Here is a 19,090-nt window from a genome sequence, read left to right on the forward strand (position 1 = left end):
TACCGGGTTTGTCGCAGCGTGCAACCCCACGAGGAGACCGAACAATGTCCGACAGCCACACCCCATCCAACGCCCGTGCAGCCTGGGATGCGCTGCTGGTGGACATCGTCGACTACGTGCGTGACACGCGCATTGACTCGCCGCTGGCGTTCCAGACCGCGCATCACTGCCTGCTCGACACGTTGGGCTGCGGGTTGGAGGCGCTGTCCTTCCCCGCCTGCAGCAAGCTGCTGGGCCCGCTGGTGCCGGGTATCAGCGTGGCCAACGGCGCGCGCGTCCCCGGCACCAACTTCGTGCTCGATCCGGTGCAGGCGGCTTTCAACATCGGCGCGATGGTGCGCTGGCTGGATTTCAACGACACCTGGCTGGCCGCAGAGTGGGGCCACCCCTCGGACAACCTCGGTGGCATCCTCGCCGTGGCCGACTGGCTTGGCCGCAACGCGGCGGCGTTGCGACGCCCGCCGCCGACCGTGCACGACGTGCTGCTGGCGATGATCAAGGCGCACGAGATCCAGGGCGTGCTGGCGTTACGCAACTCTTTCAACCGGGTCGGCCTGGATCACGTGCTGCTGGTCAAGGTGGCCACCACCGCCGTCGTCGCACAGATGCTGGGTCTGGACCGCGAGCGCATGCTCAATGCGGTGTCGCTGGCCTGGGTGGATGGACAGGCGCTGCGCACCTACCGGCATGCGCCCAACACCGGTTCGCGCAAAAGCTGGGCGGCCGGTGATGCGACCAGCCGTGGCGTACGCCTGGCGCTGATGGCCGCCACCGGCGAGATGGGCTACCCCAGCGTGCTCAGTGCACCGACCTGGGGCTTCGAAGCGGTATCGATGCATGGCCAGGCGCTGACCCTCGGCCGCCCCTTCGGCAGCTACGTGATGGAGAACGTGCTGTTCAAGATCAGTTTCCCGGCCGAATTCCACGGGCAGACGGCGGTGGAGGCGGCGATCATCCTGCACCAGCAGCTGCGCGCGCAGGGGCGAACGGCCGAGGACATCGAACACATCGCGATCCGTACCCAAGAAGCCTGCATCCGCATCATCGACAAGCAGGGGCCGCTGCACAACCCGGCCGACCGCGATCACTGCGTGCAGTACATGGTGGCCATCGCGCTGCTGCATGGGCGGCTGGTGGCCGAGGATTACGAGGACGACATGGCGGCCGATCCGCGCATCGACACGCTGCGCGCGAAGATGACCTGCCATGAAGACCCGCAGCTCAGCGCCGACTACCTGGACCCGGACAAGCGCAGCATCGCCAACGGGCTGACGGTGCGCTTCAACGACGGCAGCGCGCTGCCGGAGGTGCTGGTGGAGTACCCGCTGGGCCACGCACGCCGGCGCGCAGAGGGTATCCCGCTGCTGATGGACAAGTTCCGTCGGCACCTGGCGCACCGCTTCCCCACCGCCCAGCAGCAGCGCATCCTGGCCGCCTCGCTGGACCCGGTGGCGCTGGCGGCGATGCCGGTGACCGACTACGTGGACCTGTACCTGCCGGGGTAGGGGGCACTTTGGTAGGTGCCAACCTTGGTTGGCACGGACCCAACGCCAACCGGGGGTGGCGGCTACCGCGCCGGGCATGGCCCGGCGCTACCGTTCCGATGCATTCCTGCCGAATCCGCGTCAACGCCTTGACGCGACGCGCCTATAATGGCCACCTCGATCAAGGAGTGACGACATGAGCGGTCCGGCACGGCGGATGCGGTGGGGATGGACGGCAGCATTGCTGGCAGGAGGGCTGTTGCTGGGTCTGGCCGGTTGCCGCAACGACAGCGGGCAGCTGCCAAAGGCCAGCGGCGAAGCCATCGCCACCAAGGCCGAGCAGGTGAAGGAGTTCACCCTGCTGCGTGCCTACCCGGACCAGAAGAGTGAAGGCCTGTCGCTGGCGCTGGAGTTCTCGCGCCCGCTGGTCGGCACCCAGGACTTCGACAAGCTGGTGCGCTTCGAAGAGAAGGTCGGCAACGATGACAGCAGCTGGACCCTGTCCGATGACGGCCTGACCCTGCGCTATCCCTTCGTCGAAGCCGGCAAGGAATTCAGCCTGGTGGTCTCGCCGGACCTGCTGGCCGCCGATGGCAGCCGCCTGGGCAAGGAACTGAAGCAGAAGGTCTTCAGCGGCGAGCTGAAGCCGGTGGCCGGTTTCGCCTCGCAGGGCAGCGTGCTGCCGGCCAAGGACAGCCGCGGCCTGCCGGTGGTGTCGGTGAACGTGCCGGAGGTCGATGTCGAGTTCCTGCGCGTGCGCGAAAAGGATCTGCCGACCTTCTTCAGCCAGTACCAGCGCGGTGGTCGCCGCGGCAGCTGGGAACTGAGCAGCGACTACGAGCGCAGCCCGATCAACAAGCTGGCCGAACCGGTCTACGTCAACCGCTTCATCCTGGGCGGCAAGCAGAACGAGCGGGTGCTGACCTACCTGCCGACCCAGGACATCAAGGAACTGCAGGAGCCGGGGCTGTATTTCGCCCTGCTCAAGCGCACCGGTGACTACGAGGGCGAGTTCGATACCGCGTTCTTCTCGGTCAGCGACATCGGCCTGCACACCCGCGCGTACAAGGACAAGCTGTTCGTCCATACCGCCGCGCTGAAGGACGGTGCATCGCTGAAGGGCATCGACCTGCGCGTGCTCGATGCCAAGGGCGAAGTGGTGCTGAAGGGCAGTACCGACAGCAACGGCAATGCGCTGTTGAACTACACCCTGGATGCCACCCACGTGCTGGTGGCCAGCAGCGGCAAGGACACCAGTTTCCTGCCCTTCAACCAGCCGGCGCTGGACCTGAGCGAGTTCGCCGTGGCCGGCCGTGACAACGCCTGGTTCGATGTCTATGCCTGGTCGGGCCGCGACCTGTACCGCCCGGGTGAGACGGTGCGCCTGTCGGCGCTGCTGCGCGACAACGACGGCAAGCCGATCAAGAGCCAGCCGGTGTTCCTGCGCCTGAAGCAGCCCGATGGCAAGACCTTCCGCGAAACCCGCGTGCAGCCGGGCGAACAGGGCTACATCAACTTCGAGCAGACCATTCCCGCCGAGGCGCCGACCGGGCGCTGGCAGGTGGAGTTCCGCACCGACCCGGCCAGCAAGGAAGCGATCCAGGGCATGACCCTGCGCATCGAAGAGTTCCTGCCGGAGCGCATGAAGCTGGACCTGGACAGCGCGCAGAAGACGCTGAAGCCGGGGGAAGACCTGCGCCTGCAGGCCAACGGCGCCTATCTGTACGGTGCCCCGGCCGACGGCAACCGCTTCACCGCGCGCATGGCGGTGGCCGCCGAGCAGAAGCCGGTGGAGGGCCTGCCGGGCTACTTCTTCGGCGACCCGACCCTGCAGCTGCCGCGCGAAGCCAAGGATGTCATCGACACCACGCTGCCGGCCAATGGCCAGCTGCGCGAAGACGTGTCGTTGCCGGAAGAGGCGACCAAGGCGAAGGCGCCGATCGCGGTGGTGCTGTCCGGCAGCCTGTATGAAACCGGTGGCCGCACGGTCACCCGCACCCTGAAGCGGGTGGTATGGCCGGCCGCCGCACTGGTCGGCGTGCGCCCGTTGTTCAATCCGGACGACGGCGCTGATTCCAACGGCAACGCGCGGTTTGAACTGATGCGCGTGGATGCGGCCGGCAAGCCGCAGCCGGCCAAGGGCCTGAAGATCACCCTGGTGCGCGAGCTGCGCGACTACCACTGGACCTTCAACGACAACCGCTGGGACTACGATTTCACCCGCCGCTTCGAAAACAAGGAAACCCGTACCGTCGATGCCGGCGGCAGCGCGGTGGCCTTCGACTTCCCGGTGGAGTGGGGCGAGTACCGGGTGGACGTGTTCGATCCGTCCACCGGCCTGACCAGCCGTTATCCGTTCCGCGCCGGCTGGAGCTGGGGCGATGACAACCGTGGCCTCGATGCCCGCCCGGACAAGGTCAAGCTGGGCCTGGACAAGACCGGCTACAAGGCCGGCGATACCCTGGAAGTGACGGTGACCCCCCCGCACGCCGGCAAGGGCGTGCTGATGGTCGAGACCGACCGCATGCTGTACGTGCAGGATATCGACGCCAAGCCCGGTGCCACCTACAAGATCCCGGTCACCGCAGACTGGGAGCGCCACGACGTCTACATCACCGCGCTGGTGTTCCGCGGTGGCAGTGCACCGAGCAAGATCACCCCGGCCCGCGCGGTGGGCGTGGTGCACGTGCCGATGGACCGCAAGGGCCGCACCGTGGCCGTCGGCCTGGCCGCGCCCAAGCAGATGCGACCGGAGCAGGACCTGCCAGTGACGGTCAGCGCACCGCAGCTGGCCGGCAAGGTCGCGCACGTCACTGTGTCGGCCGTGGACGTGGGCATTCTCAACATCACCCGCTTCCCGGTGCCCGATGCCGGCGCGCACTTCTTCGCCCAGCGCCGCCTCGGCATCGATGCCTATGACATCTACAGCCGGGTGATCGAGAGCTTCGACGGCGGCAGCGGGAAGCTGAAGTTCGGCGGCGACATGGCGCTGCAGGCGTTGCCGCAGGCCAAGCGGCCGACCGCGCGCGTGCAGACCGTGGACCTGTTCTCCGGCCCGGTGCAGCTCGATGCCAAGGGCATTGCCCGCATCCGCCTGAAAGTGCCGGATTTCAATGGCACCCTGCGGGTGTCGGCGCTGGTCTACAGCGATGACCAGTACGGCAAGCGCGATGTGGAAACCGTGGTGCGTGCACCGATCCTGGCCGAGGCCAGCATGCCGCGCGTGCTCGCCCCGGGCGACCGCAGCACGGTGACGCTGGACGTGCAGAACTTCACCGGCAAGCCCGGTCAGTTCAACGTGCGCGTGGACAGCGAAGGCCCGCTCAGCCTGGGCGAAGGCACGCGCAGCGTGCAGCTCAATGCCGATGCCAAGACCACGTTGAGCTTCCCGTTGTCGGCGCGCGAGGGCCACAGCGTGGCCAAGGTGCGCGTGCGTGTGGATGGCAACGGCTTCAAGGCCGACCGCCGCTACGATCTGCCGGTACGCGCGGCGTGGCCGCAGGTACTGCGCTCGCAGGTGCGCACGCTCGATCCGCTGGCGGCGGTGAGCCTGGATGGCAGCCTGATGGACGGGCTGATGTCCGAATCGGTCAATGCCCGCCTGCTGGTCAGTCCGCTGCCGCCGATCCCGTTCGCCAGCGCGCTGCAGGGTGCGCTGAACTACCCGTACGGCTGTGCCGAACAGACCACCAGCAAGGGCTACGCCGCGCTGATCCTGGACCAGGCCACGTCGTCCATGCTCGGCGCTGACGGCCTGGACGCGAAGACCCGTCGCGAGCGCATGGAAGGTGCGTTCGGTCGCCTGGCGTCGATGCAGGTGGCCAACGGCAACTTCTCGATGTGGGGTGACGACGGCTACGTGAACCCGTGGCTGACCCCGTACATCGCCGAGTTCCTGCTCGATGCCAAGGACGGTGGCTTCGCGGTGCCGGACAACGTGCTGCAGAAGGCGCTGAACCGCCTGAGCGAAGACCTGCTGTCCGGTGGCAACCAGTTCTACGGCCAGGAAAAACGCGAAAGCCTGAAGTTCGCCAACCAGGCGTACTCGGGTTACGTGCTGGCCCGCGTCAACCGCGCGCCGCTGGGTACCCTGCGCACGCTGTACGACAACGAACGCAGCAAGGCCGTGGGTGGTCTGTCGCTGGTGCACCTGGGCGTGGCGCTGTCGCTGCAGGGCGATACCAAGCGCGGCCAGGCGGCCCTTGCGGCGGGCTTTGCCAAGTCCAGCAGCGAGCGCCCGTCGTACTTCGGCGACTACGGCAGCGCCGTTCGTGATGATGCGCTGATGATCGCGCTGACCCACGAAAACAAGCTGGCCAAGCCGGCATGGGATGCACGCGCGGTTGATCTTGGCCGTGGCCTGGATGCGCGCCGCAACAGTGGCTGGATGTGGCTGAGCACGCAGGAACAGGTGTCCATCGCCCGTCTCGGCAAGGCGCTGGCCGCCAACCAGAAGGCGCTGGTGGCCGGTGAGCTGGTGATCGGTGGCAACAGCGAGGCCATCGGCGAACGCAAGCTGTTTGGCCGCAACTTCGATGCAGGGCAGCTGGCAGCGGGCGTGCGCTTCACCCCGCAGGGACAGCCGCCGATGTTCGCCAGCATCGACGTGGCCGGCATTCCGCGCAGTGCGCCGGCGCCGGACAACAGCGTGATCGGCGTGGAGCGAAGCTACTTCGGCACCGATGGCAAGCCATGGTCGCCGCGTCCGCTGAAGGAAGGTGAAGCACTGATCGTGCGAGTCACCATCACCGCCGACAGCGAGATGCCCGATGCGCTGCTGACCGACCTGCTGCCGGCAGGCCTGGAGATCGAGAACCTCAACCTGGGCGATGCCAAGCAGTGGGCCGATGTGGTGGTCGATGGCATCACCATCAGCGACCGCAGCGAAGCGGCCGATACCAAGCACGAAGAGTTCCGCGATGACCGCTACGTGGCGGCGCTGAAGCTCTCGCGTGGCAGCAAGGCCAACGTGTTCTACCTGGTGCGTGCGGTCACTCCGGGTACCTACACGGTGCCGCCGTCGCTGGTGGAGGACATGTACCGGCCGCAGCTGCGTGGCGTCGGCCGCAGCAACCCGACCACGTTGACGGTGGTACAGCCGTGACCGTGCGGACGGGCCGCGACGGCGCGGCCCGTCCCACTGGATGCCGTGGATGAAGGTGGGATCGCTGAAAACGCGGCTGCCGCGCCTGCGGCAGCGGCTGCAACCGCTGTGGCCGTGGCTGCGCTGGGGCACGGCGGCGTTGCTGGCGCTGCTGCTGATACTGGATTTCGCCTTCCCGCCGCCGTTGCCCCGGCAACGCGACACCAGCACGCTGGTGGTCTCCGCTGACGGCAGCCCGATGCGGGCGTTCGCCGATGCCGAGGGCGTGTGGCGCTATCCGGCGTCGGTCGACAGCGTGTCGCCGCTGTACCTGCAGGCGCTGCTGACTTACGAGGATCGCTGGTTCTGGCAGCACCCGGGCATCAATCCGCTGGCGATCCTGCGTGCCGGTGGGCAGCTGCTGCGGGGTGGCCGCATCGTCTCCGGAGGCTCGACCCTGACCATGCAGGTGGCGCGCATTCTCGATCCGCATACGCGCACGCCCTGGGGCAAGCTGAAGCAGATGCTGCGTGCGGTGCAGCTTGAGGTGCACCTGTCCAAGCGCGAGATCCTCGCGTTGTATCTGGAGCGCGCGCCCTACGGTGGCACCATCGAAGGCGTGGAGGCGGCCAGCTGGGCCTACCTGGGTAAGCCGGCCGCGCAGCTTTCGCATGCCGAGGCCGCGTTGCTGGCGGTGCTGCCACAGGCACCCAGCCGTTTGCGCCCGGATCGTCATCCCGAAGCCGCGCAGAAGGCTCGCGACAAGGTACTGGCGCGCATGGCCGAGCTCGGCGCATGGACGCCGGAGGAAGTGGAAGATGCGCGCATCGAGAACGTGGTCGCACGCTCGCTGCGTCCACCGCTGCATGCGGCACTGCTGGCCCAGCGCCTGCACTCGGCGCATCCGGGGCAGGCGCGGATCCAGAGCAGCATCGACATCGGCCTGCAGCGCACCCTTGAAGAGCGCGTGGCCAGCTATTTCTCCACGCTGCCCGAGCGCACGTCAGCCGCACTGCTGGTGGTCGACAACCAGACCCTGCAGGCGCGTGCGTATGTCGGCACGCTGTCTTTCGGTGATCGGCAACGGCTGGGCCACGTGGACATGGTGCAGGCCTGGCGCTCGCCGGGCTCCACGCTGAAGCCGTTCCTGTATGCGATGGCACTCGATGATGGCCTGATCCATTCCGAGAGCCTGCTGGTGGATGCGCCGCAGAGCTTCGGCAGCTATCGGCCGGGCAACTTCGACATGGCCTTCAACGGCCCGGTCAGTGCTGCCAGTGCGCTGCGCCTGTCGCTGAACGTGCCGTCGGTCGACCTGCTGCAGCGGGTAGGTGCGGCACGCTTCGCCGCGCGCCTGTCGCACGCCGGCATCCAGTTGCGCTTCCCGCCGGGCAGTTCGCCCAATCTGTCGCTGATCCTCGGCGGCACCGGCGCGCGGCTGGAAGACCTGGTCGGTGCGTTCGCTGCGCTCAACCGCAACGGCATTGCCGGCCGCGTGCGCTACACCGATGACGAACCGATGATCGAGCGGCGGCTGGCTTCGCCCGGTGCCAGCTGGATCGTGCGCGAGATGCTGGAATCGAATCCGCGCCCGGGATACGGCGTTGGCACGTTCGACGTTGGCGGGCGGCCGCGCGTGGCCTGGAAGACCGGAACCAGCTATGGCTACCGCGATGCGTGGGCGATCGGCAGTACCCGCCACTACACCGTGGGCGTGTGGGTGGGGCGCCCCGATGGCACGCCGTTGCCGGGGCAGTATGGCGCGGTCACCGCCTTGCCATTGATGTTCGAGGTGGTCGACAGCCTGCCGCGCCAACGCGGCGATGCGGCGGCCGCGCCGATGCCGGCCAGCGTGACCCAGGCAGACATTTGCTGGCCAACTGGAGAACTGGCCGAAGGGTTGCCAGCGGCACTCTGCCAGCGACGCCTGTCGGCCTATCTGCTGGACGGTGCGGCACCGCCGACGTTCCCCGAACGCGAGGCACGGCGATGGCAGCCTGGCCGCCAACGCTACCTGGCTGACGCGCGCACCGGACTGCGCGTATCGGCTGATTGCAGCGCGCCGCATGAGGAAGTCGCGCGGGAAATCGCGCGATGGCCGGCGCTGTTGTCACCCTGGCTGCCCAAGGCCACCCGCGATGCCTCACAGCTTCCCGCGCTGTCGCCGGACTGTCGCGATGATGGCCGTGAGGCCAGCGTGGCCCTGCATATCGATGGCCTCAACGAAGGTGCGACGCTGGCGCGTGCACCCAATGCCGAACACGGCGTACGCCTGCAGCTGCGCGCGTTGGGCAGCGAACAGGCCGTGGACTGGCTGATGGATGGTCGATGGATCGCGCAGACGCGCGGTGCGCAGCTGATGCAGCGCGAGTTCTCCGATCCGGGGGCGCATACGTTGACCGCGCTGGCTGCTGACGGCGCTTGGACGCAGGTACGGTTCAACGTGCTGCGGTAGCGCCGGGCCATGCGGGGCGGATGTCACGTGATCGGGCACCAACCCGCCGGGCATGGCCCGGCGCTACCGGTCCGCCATGACCCGGTAGATGCCAACCTTGGTTGGCACGCGCAGAAGCCACCCACCAAGGTGGGCATCTACCAGGGCGTTCGCCGGGCATGGCCCGGCGCTACCGGTCCACCATGACCCGGTAGTCCACCAGGACCCGGTAGGTGCCAACCTTGGTTGGCACGCGCAGACGCCGCCCACCAAGGTGGGCAACTACCAGGGCGTTCGCTGGCATGGCCCGGCGCTACCGATCCATCATGACCCGGTAGGTGCCAACCTTGGTTGGCACGCGCGGAATCCGCCCACCAAGGTGGGCGACTACCAGGACGTTCGCTGGCATGGCCCGGCGCTACCGATCCACCATGACCCGGTAGGTGCCAACCTTGGTTGGCACGCGCAGAATCCGCCCACCAAGGTGGGCGACTACCAGGGCGTTCGCCCGGGCATGGCCCGGCGCTACCGATCCACCATGACCCGGTAGGTGCCCACCTTGGTTGGCACGCGCGGAAGCCGCCCACCAAGGTGGGCGACTACCAGGGCGTTAGCCGGGCATGGCCCGGCGCTACCGGTCCACCATGACCCGGTAGGTGCCAACCTTGGTTGGCACGCGCGGAAGCCGCCCACCAAGGTGGGCGACTACCAGGGCGTTCGCTGGCACGGCCCGGCGCTATTCCCCGATCCACCCATCCAGCAGGTCGGCGAACTCATCGGCGTGCTCCTCCTCCTGCGCCAGGATCTCCTCCAGGATGCGCTTGGTGGTGGTATCGCTGTCGCCGATGAAGTTGATCATCTCGCGGTAGCTGTCGATGGCGATGCGCTCGGCCACCAGGTTCTCGCGGACCATGTCGCGCAGGTCGCTGCCTTCCTTGTATTCGGCGTGCGAGCGTGCGGTCAGCGTGTCCGGATTGAGGTCAGGCTCGCCGCCGAGCTGGACGATGCGTTCGGCCAGCTTGCCGGCGTGCGCCTGCTCCTGCTGTGCGTGTTCGAGGAACTCGCCCTTGACCGCATCGGCCAGCATGCCCTTGGCCATGAAGTAGTGCCGGTAGTAGCGCAGCACGCATACATATTCGGTGGCCAGCGCGTCGTTGAGCAGCTTGATCACCACCTTGCGGTCGGCGCTGTAGCTGTCGGTGATCGCTCCGCCCTCGATGTTCTTCCGTGCCCGCTCGCGCAGGGTCTGGCGATCGCTGATGCCAGCGACCTTGGCGGAAGGGGAGGTGTTGCTGGCTTTGGCTGGCTTGTTGGACATGGCTGGCCGGTTTCCTCTGCAGTCAGGGTTTCAGGTGGGCAGGTGATCCAGTACGTAGTCGGCTGACGACACCTCGAACTGGCCGGGCTCCTCGATCCAAGCCGCGCGCACCGTGCCGTCCACCACGTACAGGGCAAAGCGACGCGAACGCGTGCCCATGCCGGATGAACTTGCATCCAGCTCCAGGCCAAGTGCACGGGTCAGTTCGGCATTGCCGTCGGACAACATCAGCAGGCCGTCGGGTACGTGCTGGTCGGTGGCCCAGGCTTTCATCACGAACGGGTCGTTGACCGCCACGCAGTAGACATCGATGCCGCGATGGCGGAACGCCTCGAACTTTTCCACGTACCCGGGCAGGTGGCGGGCCGAGCAGGTGGGGGTGAACGCACCGGGCACGGCGAACAGCACCACCTTGCGCCCGTCGAACAGGGCGTGGGTATCGAGGGTCTCGATGCCTTCGCGGATGCGCTTGAGGGTGACTTCCGGAATACGGTCGCCGACATGGATGGTCATGGGAACTCCTTGCTGGGTGAGGGTAGGGGCCAGGAGGGGACGGACGCGTCAAGACATTGGAAAACCCATGTATACACCCCATCTCCGTCGTCCGCGGCGGGCGGTCAGCCACAGCATGGGGCCGGGCGATGGCAGGCGCATTGCGCTGGATCAGTCGGCCTCACCGTTGCCGCACGACCGGCGACGTAGCATCGCCGGCGCGTAGAATGAACCCGGGGCGGCGCCCACCGGCGCGGCCGAAGCGAATCGAGGTAGCTGGATGGAATTCAAGGATTATTACGCCACCCTGGGGGTGGAACCGAGCGCGGGCGAGGCGGAGATCAAGACCGCCTATCGCCGGCTGGCACGCAAGTACCACCCGGACGTCAGCAAGGAGGCCGGGGCCGAGGACAAGTTCAAGGCCATCAACGAGGCCTACGAGGCGTTGCGCGATCCCGAGAAGCGCAACGCCTATGACCAGTTGCGTGCGCAGGGCTATCGTCCGGGCGAGGAATTCAACGTGCCGCCTAACTACGGCGGTGGCGGTTTCAATTTCGAGGAAGTGTTCGGCGGCGGTGGCCCCAACGGTGGTTTCAGCGACTTCTTCGAGAGCCTGTTCGCGCGCCAGCGCGGCGGCCAGGGTGCAGGCCCGGGCCCGGGCTTCAGCAGCCATGGCCATGCGCCCAACCGCGATACCCGGGCCAAGCTGTCGGTACCGCTGGAGGCGGCCTACAGCGGCGACAGCCTGCGCATCACCGTCAACGGCAAGCAGCTGGACGTGCGCGTGCCCAAGGGCATCCGTCCCGGGCAGGTGATCCGCCTGGCCGGGCAGGGCAATCACGGCGGCAACCTGCTGCTGGAAGTGGAGTACGCCGCGCATCCGCAGTTCGAGGTCGACGGCCGCAACATCCTGTACACGCTGCCGGTCACCCCGTGGCAGGCCGCGTTGGGCACCAGCATCAGCGTGCCGACCCTGGGCGGCGCGGTGGAACTGAAGATTCCGGCCGATTCCGACGCCGGTCGCAAGCTGCGGCTGCGTGGGCGCGGCCTGCCGGGCAGCCCGGAGGGCGACCAGATCGTCGAGCTGGAGATTGTCGCCCCGGCGGCGACGGACGACGCGCAGAAGAAGGCCTATCGGAATCTGGCCAAGGCGTTTGGCGAAACGATCTGAAATTCGCTTCGGTGGGTGCGGACCTCGGTCCGCACGCCTTGCGGTAGTGCCGGCCGCTGGCCGGCAGAGGCGTGCCAACCAAGGTTGGCATCTACCAGAGCAGAGGCGTGCCAACCAAGGTTGGCATCTACCGGAGCGGTGGGTCAGCCTTGACCGGCACGTCTTGCGGTAGTGCCGGCCGCTGGCCGGCAGAGGCGTGCCAACCAAGGTTGGCACCTACCAGGGCGGCGTCAGCCTTGACCGGCGAACACCCGCTCCAGCACTTCGGACAGTTCGTCTTCCGAGAACGGCTTGGTGATGTAGGCCTTGGCGCCCTGGCGCATGCCCCACATGCGGTCGGTGTCCTGGTCCTTGGTGGTCACCAGGATCACCGGAATATGCCGGGTCGCCTCATCGCGGGCGAGCGTGCGGGTCGCCTGGAAGCCATTGAGGTTGGGCATCACCACGTCCATCAGCACCAGGTCGGGCAGCTCGGCCTTGGCGGTCTCCACCCCGGCCGCACCATCGGTGGCGGTCAGGATCTGGTGCCCGAGCTTCTCGACGATGCGCTGTATCCCCAACAGCTGCGACGGTGAGTCGTCGACGATCAGAATGCGTGCCATGTTGTTCCCCATGTGATGCCGGAAGTGTAGTGCCGGCATCCTGTTGGCGGGAGGGCGACAGCTGCCGTCCGTCGCCTGCCTGCGACGTTCAGTCGATCCGCACCACCGTGCGGCCAAGCGAGCCGCCCGCCAGCATGCGATCGAACACCGCAGGCAGACCGTCCAGACCGACTTCGGCGGTGCAGATGCGGTCCAGGTGCTGCGGTTTCCACGCGTCACCCAAGCGTGCCCACACTTCTTCGCGCAGCGCGCGCGGGGCATTGGCCGACGAAACGCCGAGCAGCGAGACACCGCGCAGGATGAAGGGCATCACGGTCATGTCCAGCGTCGGGCTGGCGGCCAGTCCCGCACTGACCACGCTGCCGTAAGGCACGGTCTGGGCCAGCAGACTGGCCAGCATCGGCCCGCCGGCGTTGTCCAGGCCACCGCCGAAACGTGCCGACTGCAGCGGACCGGTGTCGGCAAGGGCATCACGCGGCAGCACCTCGGCAGCACCGATACCGCGCAGGAAGTCGCTCTGTTCCGGTTTGCCGCTGATCGCGTGCACGGCATAGCCGGCGCGGCTGAAGATGTCCACGGCCAGAGCCCCGACCCCACCGCTGGCGCCGGTAACCGCCAGTGGCCCAAGCTCGGGTGTCTGCCGGTTGTCCTGCAGGCGCAGCAGAGCAAGTGCGGCGGTGAAGCCGGCGGTGCCCAGCACCATCGCCTCGCGTGGGCTCAGGCCCGCCGGCTGGGCGATGACCGCGCTCGATTCCAGTCGCACGTACTGGCTGTAGCCGCCATCACGGGTTTCGCTGAGGCCACAGCCGGTGGCCAGTACCGCATCGCCCTCGCGCCAGGCCGGATCGGTGGAGGCGACCACCGTGCCGGCCACGTCGATCCCGCCCACCAGCGGGAAGCGGCGCAGGATGCGGCCTTTGCCGGTGCCGGCCAGGGCATCCTTGTAGTTGACCGAGGACCAGTGGGCGCGGATCAGCACCTGGCCGGGGTTGAGGTCGTCCAGACGCAGCGGGACCAGGCCGCTGCGGTAGCCGGCGTCGTCTTTTTCGATGCGGAAGGCGGTGAACGGGGTGGTGGGGGCCATCGGCGTTGCCTGACTTCGAGGAAAACGCCACCTTACCCGCTCCGGCCCCTTTCAATCCTGCCGGTCCGCCCCATCTTGTATGATCGGTAGTGGTTAACGGCTGGCGTTGCGGGAAGGGCCCGCGTCGCAGCCCACATCTTGATGGAGCGTGCATGGCCTGGAATACACCCGGCGGCAACAAGGGCGGACAAGGCCCCGAGGACAATCGACGCGGGCCGTTCGGGTCGCGCGGCGGTGGCAATGGTGGCGGCTGGGGCGGATTGCCCGGACCGCTGAAGGACCTGTTCGACGGCGGCATCCTGCGTTGGGTGGTGGCGGCAGTTGTCCTGCTGGTGCTGTTCTCCAGCTTCCAGCTGATCGGCGAACAGCAGCGTGGCGTGGTGCTGCGCTTCGGCCAGTTCTCGCGCGTCCTGACCCCTGGCCCGAACTTCAAGTTGCCCTGGCCGATCGAATCGGTCACCAAGGTCAACGCCACCGAGATCAAGACCTTCTCGATCCAGGTGCCGGTGCTGACCCGCGATGAGAACATCGTCAATGTCTCGTTGAACGTCCAGTACCGCATCGATGACCCGCAGCAGTACCTGTTCGGCACCGTTGATGCCAACCAGGTGCTGGAACAGTCGGCGCAGAGCGCGGTGCGCGAGGAAGTCGGTCGCGCCGACCTCAACGCCGTATTGAACAACCGTGGCCCGCTGGCCGTGGCCGCCGAAGAGCGCCTGCAGACATTGCTGCGTGCCTTCAAGACCGGTCTGACCGTGACCGGCCTGACCCTGCAGGACGCCCGTCCGCCGGAGGAGGTCAAGCCGGCCTTCGACGAGGTCAACGGTGCCCAGCAGGTCAAGGAGCGCCTGATCAACGAAGCCCAGGCCTATGCGGCCAAGGTCGTGCCTGAAGCGCGCGGCCAGGCCTCGCGTGCCCGTACCACCGCCGAGGGCTACAAGCAGGCCGTGGTGTCCAAGGCCGAGGGTGATGGTCAGCGCTTCAGCCTGCTGCAGGCCCAGTACAAGGACGCACCGGAAGTCACCCGCAAGCGCCTGTGGCTGGAAACGGTGCAACAGGTGCTGAGCGAGAACCGCAAGGTCATTGGTGGCGATGGCCGCCAGCTGATCTACGTGCCGATGACCGGTGATACCCGTGCCAGCACCTCGGCACCGGCGCCGGTTCCGAACCCCGATGTGGTGATGCCGTCGCTGCCGGGTACCACCGCAGTGGAAGCTTCCCGTGATCCGGGCCGGCCGGTGGGCCGTCCGACCGGGCGTTCGAGCGGCCGTGAGGAGGGCAGCCGATGAGAAATTCAATCTGGATCGCCGTTGTCGTAGCGGTGCTGCTGGGCCTGCTCGGCTCGGTGTACGTGGTCCGTGAGGACCAGACCGCCATGGTCCTGAACCTGGGCAAGGTGGTGCGTTCGGACATCAAGCCGGGCCTGCACTTCAAGCTGCCGGTGGTGGAAACGGTGCGGGTGTTCGACCGCCGCTTCCAGGTGCTGGACACCGCGCCGGCCCGTTACTTCACGGCCGAGCAGAAGGACGTCAGCGTCGACTTCTTCGCCATCGGTTACATCTCCAACGTGGGTGATTACTTCCGTGCCACCGGCGGCGATCCGCGTATCGCCAACGCCCGCCTGGCACCGATCATCACCGACTCGCTGCGCAACCAGATCAACTCGCGCACCCTGCAGCAGCTGGTCTCCGGCGACCGCAGCGAGCTGATCGCCGAGCAGCTGAAGGGCATCAACGAAGCCGTTGCCGGGCTGGGCATGCAGATGATCGACCTGCGCATCAAGCAGGTGGACCTGCCCACCGACAGCCAGGTGATCAATGACGTGTACGAGCGCATGCGCGCCCAGCGCAAGCAGGAAGCCGCCAAGCTGCGCGCCGAAGGCGAGGAGCAGTCGCTGACCATCCGCGCCCAGGCCGACCGTGACAGCACCGTGCTGATCGCAGAAGCCGAACGCGATGCCCAGCGCCTGCGTGGTGAAGGCGATGCCGAGGCCGCACGCATCTACGGCAAGGCCGGTTCGGCTGACCCGTCGTTCTACGCGTTCTACCGCAGCCTCGAGGCCTACCGTGGCTCGATGACCGACGGCAACGGCGTGATCGTGCTGGACAAGAACGACCCGTTCCTGCAGTACCTCAAGAACGATCGCTGAGTCCGCACGGCAGTACCTCACGGGGCCCGGCCATACGCCGGGCCTCGTGCTTTTCCGGAGTTCCCCCATGAAAGATCTGTTCGCCGCCGTCTGCCTGGTCGCGGTGCTGGAAGGCCTGTTGCTGTTCGTGGCCCCCGTGGCCTGGAAGCGCATGGCCGAACGCCTGCTGGACCTGCCCAGCCCGGCCCTGCGCAGCTTCGGTGGCCTGGTCCTGCTGGCCGGGTTGAGCCTGCTGTGGTGGGTACGGCACTACCGGGGCGGGGTGGCTGACCGGCTGGTGAAGCCGCCCGTCGGAAAGGTGGCACCGGACCCCGGAAACCCGGATAATGCACAAAAGCCGGACGGGCCTCCCCGTTCGGCTTTTTCCGTGTCTGGGCCTTCCATCGCCGGCCGCTCCCCGTTTGGAGCCGCCACCCAAGCGCTGGCCAGCCCCGCTGCGGTTTACCCGTCCGCGGCCCCGATGGCCGCAACAAATAGAGGAACCCGTCATGGGTCAGTCTGTCGTAGTGCTTGGTGCCCAGTGGGGCGATGAAGGCAAGGGCAAGATCGTCGATCTGCTCACTGAGGAAATCGGCGCCGTCGTGCGCTTCCAGGGCGGCCACAATGCCGGCCACACCCTGGTCATCAACGGCAAGAAGACCGTCCTGCACCTGATCCCGTCGGGCATCCTGCGTGACGATGCGCTGTGCCTGATCGGCAACGGCGTGGTGATCTCGCCGGCCGCGCTGCAGAAGGAAATCGCCGAGCTGGAAACCTCCGGCGTGGAAGTGCGTTCGCGCCTGAAGATCTCCCCGGCCGCGCCGCTGATCATGCCGTACCACATCGCCCTGGACCAGGCGCGCGAACGCGCTGCCGGCGGCAAGGCGATCGGCACCACCGGTCGTGGCATCGGCCCGGCCTACGAAGACAAGGTGGCGCGTCGCGGCATCCGCATCGCCGACCTGCATTATCCGAAGCAGCTGGAAGAACTCCTGCGCACCGCGCTGGATTACCACAACTTCGTGCTGACCAAGTACCTGAACACCGATGCGGTCGATTTCCAGAAGACCTTCGACGAGGCGCTGGCCTTCGGCGAGTACGTGCAGCCGATGAAGTCGGACGTTGCCGGCATCCTGCATGACCTGCGCAAGCAGGGTAAGCGCGTGCTGTTCGAAGGTGCGCAGGGCGCGCTGCTGGACATCGACCACGGTACCTACCCGTACGTCACCAGCTCCAACACCACCGTCGGTGGTGCGCTGGCCGGTGCCGGCGTCGGCGCCGATGCGATCGACTACGTGCTGGGCATTGCCAAGGCCTACGCGACCCGCGTTGGCGGCGGCCCGTTCCCGACCGAGCTGGACGATGAAATCGGCCAGGGCATCCGCGACCGCGGCGCCGAATACGGTGCCTCGACCGGCCGCCCGCGTCGCTGTGGCTGGATGGACATCGTCGCGCTGAAGCGCGCCGTGGCCATCAACGGCATCAGCGGCCTGTGCATCACCAAGCTGGACGTGCTGGACGGCATGGAAAAGCTGAAGGTCTGCATCGCCTACGAATACAACGGCAAGCGTACCGAGTACGCGCCGCTGGACGCGCAGGGCTGGGAAGAGTGCACCCCGGTGTACCTGGAGTTCCCGGGCTGGACCGAAAACACCCACGGCATCACCAACTGGGACGACCTGCCGCCGGCCGCACGCGCCTACCTGCGTTCGCTGGAAGAGCTGGCCGGCTGCCCGATCAGCATCGTCTCCACCGGCCCGGACCGCGACCACACCATGGTCCTGCAGGATCCGTTCGCCTGAGCGATGCGGCGATGCCAGACGCTGCCTGGCAACGCTGCCGCACCGGTAGCGCCGGGCCATGCCCGGCGTCGCTGAAAGAAGAAGCCCCGCGAAAGCGGGGCTTTTTCGTTAGTGTGTACGCAATGCCAGCAGGGAAGCGGATCGATGACCGGCGATGTCAGCGCGAAAGGGACGCGGGTGTTGCGGATCACCCTGTGGGTGTTCTGGGGCCTGTGGGCAGTCGCCTGTGTGGTGCTGGCGGTGGGCGCCGTGGCCAACCACCTGGCGTCACGCACGCAGACCCTGCCGCTGGTGCTGAGCCCCGGTGCGAGCGCGGAGATCACGGTCTACCGCTTCATTGATGATCGTCTGCGGTTGCGGCTGCGTTACCCGCCCAACGCCGCCGACCCGGCCCTCGACCCCGACGTGCTGATGCGTGTCGACACCCCCAACGAGCATGCGGACTTCCGTGCGGGCGTGCGTTCTGGCCCAGCCGGGACGGATGTTGTGCGCAGGCTGGAAACCGTTGAAACGGCTGTTTTTACCGCCGCGTACTTTGGCTATGGCCGCGGTGACGCATTGCCCCGTGGCCGCTCCTGGCTGCGGGTGACCGTGCTGGAAGTGGAGCCGGCGCTGGCCGGCAGGCCGGCAACGATCGAAGTGCAGCCGCCGTTGGATCTTCTGAAACTGACCGACCTGGGCTACCTCTGGTTGTGGCCGTTCTTCTTCTGGAAACTGGCAGCGCTCCTGCTGCTGGTTCCAGGCATCTCACTGGTGATCTTCACCATCGCGCTGCGCAGGCAGCGTCCACGCGCTGCCTAGGCGCCACGACCAGACCGTGCGGGTTGCGACTTAATCCCCTCCGTCCCCTTTTTTCAGCAATGGATAGGGATTGATCGACTCGCCCTTCCACCATTGCTTCTCCGGGCCCAGCACGTGCACTTCGAAATGCAGGTGCGGGGCTTCGGGGTTGGCGTTGCCGGTGCTGCCGACGTAACCGATCACATCGCCGCGCTTGATGGTCTGCTTCTCGGCCAGGCCGTCGGCGTAGCGCTGCAGGTGCGCGTAGTAGTAGCACCAGCGGCCGCTGGGTTCGAACTGATAGATGGTCAGGCCGCCGCGTTCGCTGTCGAACAGCTTCTCGACATGGCCATCGGCCACCGCCAGCACCGGTGTGCCGGCAGCAGCCATGATGTCGATCGCATCGTGCACGCGGCCTTCGCTGCGTGCGTCGGTGAAGGTGTCCTGCAGTTGCGAGGGCGTGATGCCCTGTACCGGCAGCAGCAGGCCGGAGGGTGTGTCGCCCGTTGCTGCTGGGGCGGGCGCAGCGATTGCCGTTGTCGCCTGCTCCACGGGTACGGCACGGGCGCTGTCGGCTGCAGCGGAGGTCCGCGCCACTGCAAGGGGGCCGGCACGCGTGTCATCGGACGGCTCGCCATCACGCTGCAGCCACCATCCGACTGCCACGCCCATCACCAGCCCCAGTACGATCAGTTGCGCTAGTCGCATCGGC

13 protein-coding genes and 1 pseudogene are annotated in these 19,090 nt (G+C 67.2%); 9 read left to right on the forward strand and 5 right to left on the reverse strand.

Annotated features, from left to right (window positions below; translation table 11 throughout):
* Window positions 1-44: 44 nt before the first annotated feature.
* The 3 genes from BW38_RS08755 (at window position 45) to pbpC (ending at window position 9,022) form a co-directional block, all read left to right on the forward strand.
* Complete coding sequence (locus tag BW38_RS08755; protein WP_032976606.1) at window positions 45-1,505, forward strand: bifunctional 2-methylcitrate dehydratase/aconitate hydratase; 1,461 nt, start codon at window positions 45-47, stop codon at window positions 1,503-1,505.
* Between the two features lie 175 nt (window positions 1,506-1,680).
* A complete protein-coding gene (locus BW38_RS08750) occupies window positions 1,681-6,588 on the forward strand; it encodes an alpha-2-macroglobulin (protein WP_032976607.1) in 4,908 nt (1,635 codons plus the stop codon).
* A gap of 49 nt (window positions 6,589-6,637) precedes the next feature.
* A complete protein-coding gene (gene pbpC, locus BW38_RS08745) occupies window positions 6,638-9,022 on the forward strand; it encodes a penicillin-binding protein 1C (RefSeq protein ID WP_051585038.1) in 2,385 nt (794 codons plus the stop codon).
* A 715-nt stretch (window positions 9,023-9,737) separates the two neighbouring features.
* On the opposite strand, the gene BW38_RS08740 is transcribed toward pbpC, so the two are convergent.
* Window positions 9,738-10,319, reverse strand: coding sequence for a ferritin-like domain-containing protein (locus tag BW38_RS08740; protein ID WP_032976609.1), 582 nt, complete (start codon window positions 10,317-10,319; stop codon window positions 9,738-9,740).
* A 30-nt stretch (window positions 10,320-10,349) separates the two neighbouring features.
* Window positions 10,350-10,832, reverse strand: coding sequence for a peroxiredoxin (locus tag BW38_RS08735; protein ID WP_025877032.1), 483 nt, complete (start codon window positions 10,830-10,832; stop codon window positions 10,350-10,352).
* A gap of 259 nt (window positions 10,833-11,091) precedes the next feature.
* Here BW38_RS08735 and BW38_RS08730 point away from each other — a divergent pair, with 259 nt between their 5' ends.
* Window positions 11,092-11,982 (forward strand): DnaJ C-terminal domain-containing protein, encoded by an 891-nt coding sequence (locus BW38_RS08730; protein WP_032976610.1) that lies wholly within the window; start codon window positions 11,092-11,094, stop codon window positions 11,980-11,982.
* A gap of 230 nt (window positions 11,983-12,212) precedes the next feature.
* Here the strand turns inward: BW38_RS08730 and pilH are convergent, their stop codons facing one another.
* On the reverse strand, window positions 12,213-12,584 hold the full coding sequence (gene pilH, locus BW38_RS08725) for a twitching motility response regulator PilH (protein ID WP_005410644.1): 372 nt from the start codon (window positions 12,582-12,584) through the stop codon (window positions 12,213-12,215).
* Window positions 12,585-12,672: 88 nt separating this feature from the next.
* On the reverse strand, window positions 12,673-13,668 hold the full coding sequence (locus tag BW38_RS08720; RefSeq protein ID WP_032976611.1) for a YhdH/YhfP family quinone oxidoreductase: 996 nt from the start codon (window positions 13,666-13,668) through the stop codon (window positions 12,673-12,675).
* Window positions 13,669-13,820: 152 nt separating this feature from the next.
* Between BW38_RS08720 and hflK the strand changes: the two genes are divergently transcribed.
* The 5 genes and pseudogenes from hflK to BW38_RS08700 all read left to right on the forward strand — a co-directional run bounded on the left by hflK (window position 13,821) and on the right by BW38_RS08700 (window position 18,399).
* Window positions 13,821-14,957, forward strand: a complete 1,137-nt coding sequence (gene hflK, locus BW38_RS08715; RefSeq protein ID WP_025877038.1) for an FtsH protease activity modulator HflK — start codon at window positions 13,821-13,823, stop codon at window positions 14,955-14,957.
* Complete coding sequence (locus BW38_RS08710; RefSeq protein WP_025877040.1) at window positions 14,954-15,817, forward strand: protease modulator HflC; 864 nt, start codon at window positions 14,954-14,956, stop codon at window positions 15,815-15,817. The genes hflK and BW38_RS08710 overlap by 4 nt, the downstream gene beginning before the upstream one ends.
* A 67-nt stretch (window positions 15,818-15,884) precedes the next feature.
* Window positions 15,885-16,067: pseudogene (locus BW38_RS21515) on the forward strand (DUF2065 family protein); the annotation flags it as partial.
* 238 nt (window positions 16,068-16,305) lie between these two features.
* Window positions 16,306-17,598 (forward strand): adenylosuccinate synthase, encoded by a 1,293-nt coding sequence (locus BW38_RS08705; protein WP_025877044.1) that lies wholly within the window; start codon window positions 16,306-16,308, stop codon window positions 17,596-17,598.
* Between the two features lie 144 nt (window positions 17,599-17,742).
* Entirely contained in the window at window positions 17,743-18,399 is a 657-nt protein-coding gene (locus tag BW38_RS08700) for a hypothetical protein (protein WP_032976613.1), read from the forward strand.
* Window positions 18,400-18,429: 30 nt separating this feature from the next.
* Here BW38_RS08700 and BW38_RS08695 read toward each other — a convergent pair whose 3' ends face one another.
* Window positions 18,430-19,086, reverse strand: coding sequence for a M23 family metallopeptidase (locus tag BW38_RS08695; RefSeq protein WP_032976614.1), 657 nt, complete (start codon window positions 19,084-19,086; stop codon window positions 18,430-18,432).
* Window positions 19,087-19,090: the final 4 nt, after the last annotated feature.

The sequence above is a fragment of the Stenotrophomonas sp. RIT309 genome (assembly GCF_000632045.1).
GTDB lineage: Bacteria > Pseudomonadota > Gammaproteobacteria > Xanthomonadales > Xanthomonadaceae > Stenotrophomonas > Stenotrophomonas indicatrix.

Excerpts from the sequence above, each read along its gene's own strand:
- pilH (WP_005410644.1), bottom strand. The coding sequence starts at position 12,584 with ATGGCACGCATTCTGATCGTCGACGACTCACCGTCGCAGCTGTTGGGG.
- hflK (WP_025877038.1), top strand. The coding sequence starts at position 13,821 with ATGGCCTGGAATACACCCGGCGGCAACAAGGGCGGACAAGGCCCCGAG.
- BW38_RS08750 (WP_032976607.1), top strand. The coding sequence starts at position 1,681 with ATGAGCGGTCCGGCACGGCGGATGCGGTGGGGATGGACGGCAGCATTG.
- BW38_RS08730 (WP_032976610.1), top strand. The coding sequence starts at position 11,092 with ATGGAATTCAAGGATTATTACGCCACCCTGGGGGTGGAACCGAGCGCG.
- BW38_RS08735 (WP_025877032.1), bottom strand. The coding sequence starts at position 10,832 with ATGACCATCCATGTCGGCGACCGTATTCCGGAAGTCACCCTCAAGCGC.
- BW38_RS08705 (WP_025877044.1), top strand. The coding sequence starts at position 16,306 with ATGGGTCAGTCTGTCGTAGTGCTTGGTGCCCAGTGGGGCGATGAAGGC.
- BW38_RS08740 (WP_032976609.1), bottom strand. The coding sequence starts at position 10,319 with ATGTCCAACAAGCCAGCCAAAGCCAGCAACACCTCCCCTTCCGCCAAG.
- BW38_RS08695 (WP_032976614.1), bottom strand. The coding sequence starts at position 19,086 with ATGCGACTAGCGCAACTGATCGTACTGGGGCTGGTGATGGGCGTGGCA.
- BW38_RS08755 (WP_032976606.1), top strand. The coding sequence starts at position 45 with ATGTCCGACAGCCACACCCCATCCAACGCCCGTGCAGCCTGGGATGCG.
- BW38_RS08700 (WP_032976613.1), top strand. The coding sequence starts at position 17,743 with ATGACCGGCGATGTCAGCGCGAAAGGGACGCGGGTGTTGCGGATCACC.
- BW38_RS08720 (WP_032976611.1), bottom strand. The coding sequence starts at position 13,668 with ATGGCCCCCACCACCCCGTTCACCGCCTTCCGCATCGAAAAAGACGAC.
- pbpC (WP_051585038.1), top strand. The coding sequence starts at position 6,638 with ATGAAGGTGGGATCGCTGAAAACGCGGCTGCCGCGCCTGCGGCAGCGG.
- BW38_RS08710 (WP_025877040.1), top strand. The coding sequence starts at position 14,954 with ATGAGAAATTCAATCTGGATCGCCGTTGTCGTAGCGGTGCTGCTGGGC.